Source organism: Achromobacter pulmonis (assembly GCF_002885955.2).
GTDB lineage: Bacteria > Pseudomonadota > Gammaproteobacteria > Burkholderiales > Burkholderiaceae_B > Achromobacter > Achromobacter pulmonis_A.
In genome coordinates, this window is record NZ_POQS01000004.1 from 761,831 (window position 1) to 774,659 (window position 12,829).

10 protein-coding genes and 1 pseudogene are annotated in these 12,829 nt (G+C 68.6%); 8 read left to right on the forward strand and 3 right to left on the reverse strand.

Features of this window, described 5'->3' with window-relative positions:
• Positions 1–386: pseudogene (locus C1I89_RS18640) on the reverse strand (transposase); the annotation flags it as partial.
• Positions 387–562: 176 nt separating this feature from the next.
• Here C1I89_RS18640 and C1I89_RS35320 point away from each other — a divergent pair.
• The 5 genes from C1I89_RS35320 to prpF all read left to right on the forward strand — a co-directional run bounded on the left by C1I89_RS35320 (position 563) and on the right by prpF (position 7,578).
• Complete coding sequence (locus C1I89_RS35320; protein WP_258231474.1) at positions 563–862, forward strand: helix-turn-helix domain-containing protein; 300 nt, start codon at positions 563–565, stop codon at positions 860–862.
• Between the two features lie 219 nt (positions 863–1,081).
• A complete protein-coding gene (locus C1I89_RS18650; protein WP_102774109.1) occupies positions 1,082–2,884 on the forward strand; it encodes an NAD(P)/FAD-dependent oxidoreductase in 1,803 nt (600 codons plus the stop codon).
• Positions 2,885–2,999: 115 nt separating this feature from the next.
• Entirely contained in the window at positions 3,000–3,710 is a 711-nt protein-coding gene (locus C1I89_RS18655; protein WP_102774110.1) for a GntR family transcriptional regulator, read from the forward strand.
• Positions 3,707–6,325, forward strand: a complete 2,619-nt coding sequence (gene acnD / locus C1I89_RS18660; RefSeq protein WP_102774111.1) for a Fe/S-dependent 2-methylisocitrate dehydratase AcnD — start codon at positions 3,707–3,709, stop codon at positions 6,323–6,325. The genes C1I89_RS18655 and acnD overlap by 4 nt, the downstream gene beginning before the upstream one ends.
• A gap of 68 nt (positions 6,326–6,393) precedes the next feature.
• The gene (prpF, locus tag C1I89_RS18665) at positions 6,394–7,578 is read left to right on the forward strand and encodes a 2-methylaconitate cis-trans isomerase PrpF (RefSeq protein WP_102774112.1); all 1,185 of its coding nucleotides are present in this window, start codon (positions 6,394–6,396) and stop codon (positions 7,576–7,578) included.
• A 6-nt stretch (positions 7,579–7,584) separates the two neighbouring features.
• On the opposite strand, the gene C1I89_RS18670 is transcribed toward prpF, so the two are convergent.
• Positions 7,585–8,256, reverse strand: coding sequence for an ankyrin repeat domain-containing protein (locus tag C1I89_RS18670; RefSeq protein ID WP_102774113.1), 672 nt, complete (start codon positions 8,254–8,256; stop codon positions 7,585–7,587).
• 98 nt (positions 8,257–8,354) lie between these two features.
• On the opposite strand from C1I89_RS18670, the gene C1I89_RS18675 reads away from it, so the two are divergent.
• The gene (locus tag C1I89_RS18675; RefSeq protein WP_102774114.1) at positions 8,355–9,230 is read left to right on the forward strand and encodes a LysR family transcriptional regulator; all 876 of its coding nucleotides are present in this window, start codon (positions 8,355–8,357) and stop codon (positions 9,228–9,230) included.
• Here C1I89_RS18675 and C1I89_RS18680 read toward each other — a convergent pair.
• Entirely contained in the window at positions 9,211–10,407 is a 1,197-nt protein-coding gene (locus C1I89_RS18680) for an amidohydrolase family protein (protein WP_102774115.1), read from the reverse strand. The two genes, C1I89_RS18675 and C1I89_RS18680, sit on opposite strands and share 20 nt — an antisense overlap.
• Before the next feature lie 573 nt (positions 10,408–10,980).
• On the opposite strand from C1I89_RS18680, the gene C1I89_RS18685 reads away from it, so the two are divergent.
• Together C1I89_RS18685 and C1I89_RS34885 are read left to right on the forward strand one after the other, a co-directional pair.
• Positions 10,981–12,672 (forward strand): sodium:solute symporter family protein, encoded by a 1,692-nt coding sequence (locus tag C1I89_RS18685; RefSeq protein ID WP_102774116.1) that lies wholly within the window; start codon positions 10,981–10,983, stop codon positions 12,670–12,672.
• A 26-nt stretch (positions 12,673–12,698) separates the two neighbouring features.
• Positions 12,699–12,821 (forward strand): putative transporter small subunit, encoded by a 123-nt coding sequence (locus C1I89_RS34885; RefSeq protein ID WP_209164568.1) that lies wholly within the window; start codon positions 12,699–12,701, stop codon positions 12,819–12,821.
• The last annotated feature ends 8 nt before the right edge of the window (positions 12,822–12,829 follow it).

Below are 12,829 nucleotides of genomic sequence, written 5' to 3' on the forward strand. Positions count from 1 at the left end.
TTTGCGCTGGGTCGAACGATGCTGGCCGAGAACCTTGCAGGCAAACCGCTCCGAGACGGAGAACTTCGCCATGACACGATCGACGCAACGGCGACGGCGAGCGGGGCTCAGAAGTTTCCCGAAGCAGCCTCTTTCAGGATCAGCTTCTCGAGTGTCAGGTCCGAGACCGCCTTGCGCAGCCGGTCATTCTCTTTCTCGAGCTCCTTCAGCCGCTTCACCTGGTCACCCTTCAGGCCACCGAACTCCTTGCGCCACCGGTAATACGTAAACTGCGTCACGCCGATCAAACGGACCGCTTCTCCGACAGAACGACCTTGCGACAACAGAACATCGACTTGGCGCAGCTTCGCCACGATCTCTTCGGGTTTGTGCTTCTTCTGGGGCATTCCAACGTCCTCCTACGGCTCAATAGCCTACTTCAGGGAGGACCACTTTTCAGGGGGCAGACCATTACCGCATCAACGCGGCCACGCTGACCATCCCGCCGCTGCGCGAACGCGAAGACCTGGAGTGGCTGATCGAACGCCTGCTGGCGCGCCACCAGGACGAATCGGGCGCGCCCGTGCTGTCGCCGGCCGCGCTGATGGCGCTGAAGTCGCACGCCTGGCCCGGCAATATCCGCGAACTGGCCAACGCCATCGCGGTGGCCGCCGCGCTGTGCGAGAACGGCGTGATCGAAGCCGGCGACCTGCCCGATGCGCTGGCGCCGGTGGCGGCGGCCGCCAGCCCCGGCGAAGCTGCCCTGCGTTCCATGCTGGCGCGCTGCGCCGGCAACGTCTCCGAGGCCGCCCGCCGCATGGGCGTGGACCGCTCCACGGTCCATCGCCAGATGCGGCGCTACGGCCTGTCCCCGCGCCACTGAGGCGCGGCGCCACACCCGCGCGCCACAGCTGTGGCGCGCCGCCACGCCCCTTCCCGCCCGCCTGTCGCGCGCGCCGGGCGCCGCGCGCGGCGCGCCGATATGGCATGGCGATTGCTTGTCTACGGTGGGCGGCCACCGGCCGGCACAGGCCGGAACCGCCCACGGACCGCCCCGGTCCGCCAAGACAACGATCGCCCGCCACGGGCAAGGAGACTAGACATGCAGACCGATCAAGCCGGCGCCGCCCTGGAGGCCCTGCTGGGACGCCTGAACACCGCGCTAGGCAACAAGGACGTCGATGCCGTCGCCGCGCTGTTCCAGGACGAATGCTATTGGCGCGACCTGGTGCTGTTCACCTGGAACCTGCGCACCCTGGAGGGGCGCGACCAGATCCGCGACATGCTGCGGCACCAGCTGGAACAGGTCGAGCCGGTGCGGTTCAACCTGGACCCAAAGGAGGCCGTGTCGGACGACGACGGCCTGCTGCAGGGCTGGATCGAGATCGAGACCAACCGCGCCCGCGGCTATGGCCACATCCGCGTGCGCGACGGCCGCATCTGGACGCTGCTGACCACCATGTCGGAGCTGAAGGGGCATGAAGAGCCCAGCGGCGTGCGCCGGCCCAAGGGCGCCGAACACGGCAGCAGCCGGACCCGCCAGACCTGGCTGGAAAAGCGCGAGCAGGAGGCCGCCGAGCTCGGCTACCGGACCCAGCCCTACGTGCTCATCATCGGCGGCGGACAGGGCGGCATCGCGCTGGGCGCGCGCCTGCGCCAGCTCGACGTGCCCACCCTCATCATCGAGAAGAACGAGCGCGCCGGCGACAGCTGGAGAAAGCGCTACAAGTCGCTGTGCCTGCACGACCCGGTCTGGTACGACCATCTGCCCTACATCCCCTTCCCCGAGAACTGGCCGATCTTCGCGCCCAAGGACAAGATCGGCGACTGGCTGGAGATGTACACCAGGATCATGGAGCTCAACTACTGGACGTCCAGCACCTGCCAGTCGGCGCGCTACGACGAGGACAAACAGGAATGGGAAGTCACCGTGCTGCGCGACGGCGAGCCCGTGGTGCTGCGGCCCAAGCAGCTGGTGCTGGCCACCGGCATGTCCGGCAAGCCCAATATCCCGCGCTTTCCCGGACAGGATGAGTTCCGGGGCGAACAGCACCATTCCTCGCGCCACCCCGGCCCCGACGCCTACCGCGGCAAGAACGTGGTCGTCATCGGCGCCAACAACTCCGCGCACGATATCTGCGCGGCGTTGTGGGAAGCCGGCGCCCATGTGACGATGGTGCAGCGTTCGTCCACGCACATCGTGCGTTCGGACACGCTGATGGACATCGGCCTGGGCGCGCTTTATTCGGAGCAGGCGCTGGCCAATGGCATGACCACGCGCAAGGCCGACCTGACGTTCGCGTCCCTGCCCTACAAGATCATGGCGCAGTTCCAGATCCCGCTGTATGAGCGGATGCGCGAGCGCGACGCCGAGTTCTACAACAAGCTGGAGGCCGCCGGCTTCATGCTGGACTGGGGCGACGACGGCTCGGGCCTGTTCATGAAGTACCTGCGGCGCGGCTCCGGCTACTACATCGACGTGGGCGCCTGCGACCTGATCATCGACGGCAGCATCAAGCTGCAGTCGCGCACCGACGTCAGCCACCTGACGCGCGACGCCGTGGTGCTGAAGAACGGCGTGAGCCTGCCGGCCGACCTGGTGGTCTACGCCACCGGCTACGGCTCGATGAACGGCTGGGCCGCCGACCTGATCAGCCGCGAGGTCGCGGACAAGGTCGGCAAGTGCTGGGGGCTGGGTTCGGACACGACCAAGGACCCCGGCCCCTGGGAAGGCGAGCAGCGCAACATGTGGAAGCCCACCCAGCAGCAGGCGCTGTGGTTCCACGGCGGCAACCTGCACCAGTCGCGCCACTACTCCCAGTACCTGTCCCTGCAGCTGAAGGCGCGCCAGGCGGGCATTCCCGTGCAGGTCTACGGCCTGCAGGAGGTGCACCACAAGCAGTAGGCGGGGCCCCGGCGGCTTGCGCCCTGCCCGACGCCGGGGTAAATTGTTGACAATCCTGCGCCTGACGGCGCGCCAATCCGATTTTTTTCATTAAATTCGGAAGAATTGTCGACACATGAGCAAAGTGCTGACGCTGCCGGGCGCCGCCCCGGGCGATAGCGAGACCCTGGCGGAACACATCTTCCGCCAGATCCAGTCCGCCATCGTCAAGGGCGAGATCGCCCCCGGCAGCAAGATCTCCGAGCCCGAGCTGGCGCGGATCCACGGCGTCAGCCGCGGGCCGCTGCGCGAGGCGCTGCACCGGCTGGAAGGCCAGCGGCTGCTGGTGCGCGTGCCGCACGCCGGCGCGCGCGTGGTGTCGCTGTCGCAGCAGGAACTCTGCGAACTCTACGAAATCCGCGAATCGCTGGAAGGCACGGCCTGCCGCCTGGCGGCCGAGCGCATGCCGCCGGCCGAGATCGCGGAGCTGCGCGGCGTGCTCGAAGCGCACGAGCGCGACGAGGCCTTCCAGGCCGGCCTCGGCTACTACCAGCAGGAGGGCGACTACGATTTCCACTACCGCATCGTCAAGGGCAGCGGCAACCAGATGCTGTTTCGGATGCTGTGCGACGAGCTCTATCAGCTCGCGCGCATGTACCGCATCCAGTACTCCACCACGCCCAACCGCCCGCGGCAGGCCTATGCCGAACACCACCGCATTCTTGACGCCATCGCCGACCGCGATGGCGAGTTGGCTGAAATCCTGATGCGCCGCCACATCCGCGCATCCCGTCTCAACATCGAACAGCAGATCGCGCAGGGCAACCTGCAGCGCACCGAGGCATGAACCAAAACTACCGCAAGCCCCTGGCCGGCACCCGCCTGGACTACTTCGACACCCGCGCCGCCGTCGAGGCGATTTCGCCCGGGGCCTATGACCGCCTGCCCTACACGTCGCGCGTGCTGGCCGAGAACCTGGTGCGCCGCTGCGACCCGGCGCTCCTGACCGATGCGCTCAAGCAGCTAATCGAACGCCGCCGCGACCTGGACTTCCCGTGGTACCCGGCGCGCGTGGTCTGCCATGACATCCTGGGCCAGACCGCGCTGGTGGACCTGGCCGGCCTGCGCGACGCCATCGCCGAAAAGGGCGGCGACCCCGCCAAGGTCAATCCGGTGGTGCCGGTGCAGCTGATCGTGGACCACTCGCTGGCCGTGGAATACGGCGGCGACGATCCCGACGCCTTCGCCAAGAACCGCGCGGTCGAGGACCGCCGCAACGAAGACCGCTTCCATTTCATCGACTGGACCAAGCAGGCCTTCCGCAACATCGAGGTCGTGCCGCCGGGCAACGGCATCATGCACCAGATCAACCTGGAGCGCATGTCGCCGGTCATCTACACCCAGGACGGCGTGGCCTTCCCCGACACGCTGGTGGGCACCGACAGCCATACTCCGCACGTGGACGCGCTGGGCGTGATCGCTATCGGCGTGGGCGGCCTGGAGGCCGAGAACGTAATGCTGGGCCGCGCCTCCTGGATGCGCCTGCCCGACATCGTCGGCGTGGAGCTCACCGGCCGCGCCCAGCCGGGCATCACCGCCACCGACATCGTGCTGACGCTGACCGAATTCCTGCGCAAGGAAAAAGTGGTGGGCGCCTACCTCGAGTTCTACGGCGAAGGCGCCTCCAGCCTGACGCTGGGCGACCGCGCCACCATCTCCAACATGGCGCCCGAATACGGCGCCACGGCGGCGATGTTCTCGATCGACCAGCAGACCATCGACTACCTGCGCCTGACCGGCCGCGAGGACGAGCAGATCGCGCTGGTGGAAACCTACGCCAAGACCGCCGGCCTGTGGTCCGACAGCCTCAAGACCGCCGAATACGAGCGCGTGTTGCGCTTCGACCTGTCCAGCGTGGTGCGCACGCTGGCCGGCCCGTCCAACCCGCATCGCCGCCTGCCGGTGGCCGACCTGGCCGAGCGCGGCATTTCCGGCGTCGTGGAGAACCAGCCCGGCCTGATGCCGGACGGCGCCGTCATCATCGCCGCCATCACCAGCTGCACCAACACCAGCAACCCGCGCAACGTGATCGCCGCCGGCCTGCTGGCGCGCAACGCCAACCGCGCAGGCCTGACCCGCAAGCCCTGGGTGAAAAGCTCGCTGGCGCCCGGCTCCAAGGCGGTTTCGCTGTACCTGGACGAAGCCGGCCTGACCGGCGAACTGGAAAAGCTGGGCTTCGGCGTGGTGGCCTTCGCCTGTACCACGTGCAACGGCATGTCCGGCGCGCTGGACCCCAAGATTCAGCAGGAAATCATCGACCGCGACCTTTATGCCACCGCCGTGCTGTCGGGCAACCGCAACTTCGACGGCCGCATCCACCCCTACGCCAAGCAGGCCTTCCTGGCTTCGCCGCCGCTGGTCGTGGCCTACGCCATCGCCGGCACCATCCGCTTCGACATCGAGCGCGACGTGCTGGGCCAGGACGCCAGCGGCCGCGACATCCGCCTCAAGGACATCTGGCCCAGCGACGAAGAGATCGACGCCGTGGTCAAGTCCGCGGTCAAGCCCGAGCACTTCCGCAAGGTCTACGCGCCCATGTTCGGCATCCAGGACGAGCGCCGCGCCGCCGTCAGCCCGCTGTACGACTGGCGCCCGATGAGCACCTACATCCGCCGCCCGCCGTACTGGGAAGGCGCGCTGGCCGGCGAGCGCACGCTGCGCGGCATGCTGCCGCTGGCCGTGCTGGGCGACAACATCACCACCGACCACCTGTCGCCGTCCAACGCCATCCTGCTCGACAGCGCCGCCGGCGCCTACCTGCACAAGATGGGCCTGCCCGAAGAGGACTTCAACTCCTACGCCACCCACCGCGGCGACCACCTGACGGCGCAGCGCGCCACCTTCGCCAATCCCAAGCTCTTCAACGAAATGGTGAAGAACGAGGACGGCACGGTGAAGCAGGGCTCGCTGGCGCGCGTGGAGCCCGAGGGCAAGGTCATGCGCATGTGGGAAGCGATCGAGACCTACATGGAACGCAAGCAGCCGCTCATCATCGTGGCCGGCGCCGACTACGGCCAGGGTTCGTCGCGCGACTGGGCCGCCAAGGGCGTGCGCCTGGCCGGCGTGGAAGCCATCGTGGCCGAAGGCTTCGAGCGCATCCACCGCACCAACCTGATCGGCATGGGCGTGCTGCCGCTGGAGTTCAAGCCCGGCGTCAACCGCAAGACGCTGAACCTGGACGGCACCGAAAGCTACGACGTCATCGGCGAGCGCAAGCCGCGCGCCGACCTGACGCTGGTGATCCACCGCCGCGACGGCTCCACCGAGCAGGCCACCGTGACCTGCCGCCTGGACACCGCCGAGGAAGTGTCGATCTACGAGGCCGGCGGCGTGCTGCAGCGCTTCGCCCAGGACTTCCTGGAAGCCGAATCCGCGGCCGGCGCCGACAAGAAAGCCGGCTGATCCTCCACCCAGACGGGCGAACGCCGATGGCGTTCGCCCTGCCCCATCCCAGATCTCAGGACTGCCCCATGGCCCATGCTCCCCAGACCAAGATTGCCGCCACCTACATGCGCGGCGGCACCAGCAAAGGCGTGTTCTTCAAACTCGACGACCTGCCCGAATCGGCGCGCGTGGCCGGCCCCGCGCGCGACGCGCTGCTGCTGCGCGTGATCGGCAGCCCCGACCCGTACGGCAAGCAGATCGACGGCATGGGCGCGGCCACGTCCAGCACCAGCAAGACCGTCATCATCGGCAAGAGCAGCCGTCCCGACCATGACGTGGACTACCTGTTCGGCCAGGTCTCCATCGACCAGCCCTTCGTGGACTGGAGCGGCAATTGCGGCAACCTGTCGGCCGCGGTCGGCCCGTTCGCCATCGCCAACGGCCTGGTCGATCCCGCCCGCATTCCGCAGAACGGCGTGGCCGTGGTGCGCATCTGGCAGGCCAACATCGGCAAGACCATCGTCGCCCACGTGCCCATCACCGACGGCGCCGTGCAGGAAACCGGCGACTTCGAACTGGACGGCGTGACCTTCCCGGCCGCCGAACTGCGCCTGGAGTTCATGGACCCGGCCGAGGAAGGCGACGGCGGCTCCATGTTCCCCACCGGGCAGCTGGTGGACGACCTGGAAGTGCCGGGCGTCGGCACCTTCAAGGCCACCATGATCAACTCCGGCATTCCCACCATCTTCCTGGACGCCGAGGCGCTGGGCTACAAGGGCACGGAACTGCAGGACGACATCAATGGCGACCCCGCCGCGCTTGCGCGCTTCGAGACCATCCGCGCCCACGGCGCGCTGCGCATGGGCCTGATCGGCAAGCTCGAAGAGGCCGCCAGCCGCCAGCACACGCCCAAGATCGCTTTCGTCGCCCCGCCCCGCGCCTACGTGTCGTCCAGCGGCAAGCAGATCGGCGCCGGCGACGTCGACGTGCTGGTGCGCGCGCTGTCCATGGGCAAGCTGCACCACGCCATGATGGGCACGGCGTCGGTGGCCATCGCCACCGCCGCGGCCGTGCCCGGCACGCTGGTCAACCTGGCCGCCGGCGGCGGCGAGCGCGACAACGTGTGCTTCGGCCATCCGTCGGGCACGCTGCGCGTGGGCGCCGAGGCCAAGCTGGTCGACGGCGAGTGGAAGGTCACCAAGGCCATCATGAGCCGCAGCGCGCGCATCCTGATGGAAGGCCGCGTGCACGTGCCGCGCGAGGGCTTCTGAGGGGCGTCAGCCCCGGGCGCCCGCCGCCTCCAGCATGCGCGCGATCTCGGCCTGGCCGCGCTGGCGCGCATGCGCAAGCGGCGTCACGCCCTTGCCGTCGGCAAGATTGACGTCGGCGCCGGCCTCGATCAGGCGCTTGACGATGGCCTGATGGCGCGGGCCGCCATCGCCCAGGATCACGGCCTCCAGCAGGCCGGTCCATCCCAGGTTGTTCACGTGGTCGGCGTCCACGCCGGCGACCAGCAGCATGTCCACCACCTCGACGTGGCCGCGCTCGCAGGCCGGGATCAGCGCCGTTCCGCCGTAGCGGTTGGTGCTTTTCAGGTCCGCGCCGTGCGCCAGCGTCAGCGCCAGGATCTCGCGGTAGCCGCGCGCCCCGGCCAGCAGGTAGGCGCTGTCGTGGATCGCATTCTTGGCATTGACGTCGGCGCCCGCGTCGATCAGCGCGCGCGCGGCCTCGACGTGGTTGCCCTGGGTGGCGCGCAAGAGCGGCGTATTGCCGGAACCGTCGCGCGCCTCCAGCGCGGCGCCCTGCCGCAGCAGCGCCTTGACGCGGGCCGCGTCGCCGTCGCCCGCGGCGGCCAGCAGCGCCGCGTCCGGCGCGGCCGCCGCGGCCCCGCCGCCCATGCTCAACATAAAAGCCGCCAGCCAGATGCGGCACGCTCCGAAAACACGCATATCCGATACTCCCGGGTTCAAGGTCCAGGACGCTAGTATGGCGTCGCGTCCGGGTATTATGAAATTAATTGACCCAATGGTTTTCAGTGGAAAGCGCAATGCTCGATCCCGTCCTGCTGCGCAGTTTCATCACCGTCGTGGACACAGGCAACTTCACCCGCGCGGCCGAATACCTGCACCTGACCCAGTCCACCGTCAGCCAGCACGTGCTGCGCCTGGAGGACCGGCTCGGCTGCCAGCTGCTGGACCGCAGCCAGCGCCATATCCTGCCCACCGAGGAAGGCGAGCGTCTGCTCGGGTATGCGCGCAGCATCCTGCGCCTGGCCGAGGAAGCCTGCGCCAGCGTGGCCGCCGCGCAGGCCAGCGCGGTGCTGCGCCTGGGCGCTCCCGAAGAATTCATGGGCGCGGCCCTGATGCCCACGCTGGCGGCCGTGCAGGCCGCCCATCCGCTGCTGCGCGTGGAGGTCGAGGGCGGCCTCAGCCACGAGCTGCTGCGGCGCTACCGCGAAGGCGACCTGGACCTGCTGCTGGTCAAGCAATGGGAAGTGGACGCGGACTGCCACGCCCAGTGGGCCGAGCCGCTGTGCTGGATCGCGGCGCGCGACGCCGCGGCGCCCGCCGCCGGCACGGCCGTGCCGCTGGTCGCGTTTCCGGCCGGCGCGCTCTACCGCCAGGAAATGACCGCCATGCTGGAGAACTGCGGCCGGCCCTGGCAGGTACGCTTTTGCAGCCCCAGCCTGCCCAGCCTGACGGCCGCGGTGGCGGCCGGCCTGGGCGTGAGCCTGCTGCCTGCCGCCTGCGTCGGCCCCGAACACCGCGTGCTGACGGCCGCCGAAGGCTACGCCGCGCCGGCCGGCCTGCGCCTGGCGCTGTATGCGCGCGCCCGGCTCAGCGAGGCCGGCCGCGCCCTGCTGCGCGCGCTGACCGGCTATTGCGAGCAGCGCGCCGCCGAGGTCAGCGCGCGGGCCGGCTGAAGGCGGTCGCGGCCTCGCCGACCGGTTCGCCCTTGCGAAACAGCAGGCGCTGCGCCGGCGCCGCGGCCACGGCGGCCGCCGCATTGGGCGCGGGCAGCGCCACGAACGTGGCCTCGTTGCCCGCCAGCAGCCCGTAGCCTTGCAGGCCCAGCACGGCCGCGCCCGCGTGCGAGGCCATGTCCAGCGCCGTCAGCAGCTCGGCGTCGCCGTAAAAGCCCGAGCGGTAGCCGATCAGCATCGCGCGCTGCAGCATGTCGCCGTTGCCGTAAGGCCACCAGCTGTCCTGGATGTTGTCGTTGCCGGCGAACACCCGCACGCCGGCGGCGCGCAGCCGCAGCACCGGCGGAAAGGCGCGGTCGCCGGGCGCGTTGGTCATGATGGCCACGCCGGCGTCCGCGAGCTTGCGCGCCGCCTCGTCCTGCGCGCGCGCATCCACGTCGCCCAGCGCGTAGGCGTGGCTGATCGCGACGCGTCCGGCCAGGCCCAGCGCGCGGGTGCGCGCGGCGATGCGGCCGATCTGCTCGACGCCGGCCATGCCGGGCTCGTGCAAATGGATGTCGAGCCTGGCGCCCAGGCGGTCGGCGATGCCGAAGATGCAATCGAGCTGGCCCTCGGCGTCGCCGTCCAGCGTGGACGGATCGATGCCGCCCACCACCTCCGCGCCCTCGCGCACCGCGGCCTCCAGGAGCTGTGCGGTGCCGGGACAGGACATCACGCCGGCCTGCGGAAACGCCGCCAGCTGGATATCCACGATGCCGCGCCACTTCTCGCGCGCGGCCATCATCGCGTGCAGGTTCTCCAGCCCGGTGGTGGCGTCCACGTCGACGTGGCTGCGCATCGCCACGGTGCCGAACGCGGCCGCCTGCGCGATGAGCGCATCGGCGCGCGCCTCGATGGGCGGCGCGGCCTCCAGTTCGCTTTTCTCGATGGCCAGCCGCTCGCGCAGCGTGGCCGCCGGCCGGTGCGGATGCCAGCGGTCGCCGACGAAACTCTTGTCCAGGTGGATGTGGCCGTCGACGAAACCCGGCAGCACCAGGTGGCCGCGCAGGTCCGTCACCTGCGCCTGCGGCAGTTCGGGCGGCTCGGCGCCGATGGCCAGGATGCGTCCGTCGCGCACGGCCAGCGCCAGGGCGTTGCCGTCGGCATCGACGGCGTTGAGGTATATGCGGTCTGTCATGATTCGCGCCAAAGCCTTTACCTTATCGGAGCGCGGCGGCGCCGGCCAATTAAGTGTTGCGATGCGCTCCAATCGGATTCGCGATGGCGCGCGCGGCGCGCGGGCTGGACTCGAAACGGGTATGGTCCTATACTTGCCGTCTGCTGTAGTTCATCACGTTTGCCCGAAAGCGACGCACGTCGCCCACGGCAACCGACACCAAGGCCGCGCACAGCGGTCCGGCGTGCAGCGTAGAACGCCCGCCGAAACACCTTTACCCAGCCGCCAGGCTGCGGAACAAATCCCTGCCCACCAGGCAGGACCATCGCTTACCGCGTTGGGCAACGTCTAAATCAAACCAGCGTTCGTCCCCACGCGGCAGCAAGACACCTACACGGTGTGCCTTGTCGCTGTCCGGCATGGGCTCGCTCGTCGCGCCCGCCCCGGGCAGGCACGCGATCGCGCCTGCGGCCGATCGCCCGGTGTTTCGGCAACGTCACAGGGGTTTGCCGCCCATCGCATCCCGCGGAAACGGCCTCACGCAGCCATGACTGTCCGTCATGACCGAGCTGCCAAGGAGAAAGGACGAAAACGATGCAAGAGACAGAATTCTTTCAGCTATCGGCGACCACCGCCATCCTGCTGCTCGCGGGCTTTTACGGCGCGACATTCCTGATGTCGCTGTTCATCGGCGAAAAGAACGAAAACGTCGACGGCTACATGGTGTCGAACAACGCGGTGGGCTTCGGCCTTTCCACGGCCAGCATGATCGCCACCTGGATCTGGGCCGCATCGTTCTACGCCAGCGCCACCTCGGGCTACAAGTACGGTCTGTCCGGCCCCCTGCACTACGGTTTCTGGGGCGCGCTGATGATTCTGTTCATCTATCCCTTCGGCAAGCGTTTCCGCCAGCTCGCGCCCAAGGCGCACACGCTGGCGGAAGTCATCCACGCGCGCCACGGCACCTCCAGCCAGATGATCATGGCGGTGTCGAACATCGTGGGCAGCTGTATCAGCCTGATGGTCAACTTCACCGCGGCCGGCGCGCTGGTCTCCATCCTCAGCCCGCTGACCTTCATCCAGGGCGTGCTCATCGCCGGCCTGGGCGTGCTGTCCTATACGCTGTGGTCGGGCTTTCGCACTTCGGTGATGACCGACTTCGCGCAGCTCGCGGCCATGATCGTGGCGGCGGTCATCATCATTCCGCTGATCTTCTTCAACGCCGGCGGCCCCGACGTGCTGCAGGCCAATATGTGGCGCCTGAACGCCGAGCAGGCCGACTTCTATTCGACCAAGGCGATTCTTGAACAGGGCGCGCCCTACTTCGTGGCGGTGCTGGCCTACGCCATCGGCAACCAGACCATCGCGCAACGTCTTTTCGCCGTGCGCGAAGACCTGATCAAGCCCACCTTCCTGACCGCCACGGTCGGCTACGGCGCGGTCGTGATCGGCCTGGGCATGCTGGGCCTGCTGGCGCTGTTCGTGGGCCTGGAGCCCGCCAACGGCGACATGAACAACATCATCCCGCAGATGGCCTCGACCTATCTGCCGCCGTTCGGCATCGCGCTGTTCTTCCTGCTGGTGGTGGGCTCGCTGTCCTCGACCGCCGACTCCGACCTGGCCGCCCTGTCGGCCATCGTCATGACCGACATCTACGGCAAGAACGTCGCGCGCGGCCGTCCGGACCCGCAGCGCATGCTGTGGTGGGGCCGCGCCACCATGATCGTGGCCACCATGATCGGCGTCATCTTCGCCAGCCTGCGCCTGGACATCCTGGTCATGCTGGTCTTCGTCGGCGCGCTGTGGGGCGCCATCGTGTTCCCGGTGATCGCCAGCTTCTACTGGGACCGCGTGGACAACCGCGCCTTCGTCTGGTCGGTGCTCAGCGCCGTGGTGCTGTTCACCATCGTGCGCTTCGAACTGATCCCGATCCAGGGCGCGGTGGCGGTGTTCTTCGAAATCTGCTCGGCCGTCGGCGGCGGCGTGGTGCTGGGACTGATGACGTTCGGCTTCTTCGGCCGCAAGGCCGCGCTGGCCGTGGGCGCGGCGGGCATCGCCATCATGCTGCCCGTCTTCGTCGGCACGCTGCGCGAATACATCGTGCTGATGGGTTCGCTCACCGCCTACGGCGTCAGCGCGGCGGTCTGCACCGCGCTCAGCCTGCGCAACACGCAGCGCTTCGATTTCGGCCTGCTGGCCGACCGCGTGACCTCGTTCCACCGCGAACAGGAAGCGCTGACCCAGGCGCCGGCGCAGCGCCCCGTCGTCCAGCCCGCCAAGGGCTGAACCCCACAACGAACAAGGAGACCGATATGTGGTTGACGTTGTATTTCCTGGTGTGGCCGGCCATCTCGGCCGCGATCCTGGCCATTCTGTGCGTCACGCTGTGGCGCGACATCCGCGCGGCCCGGCGCAGCGGAAAGTCGATGGTCTGACCCCGTTT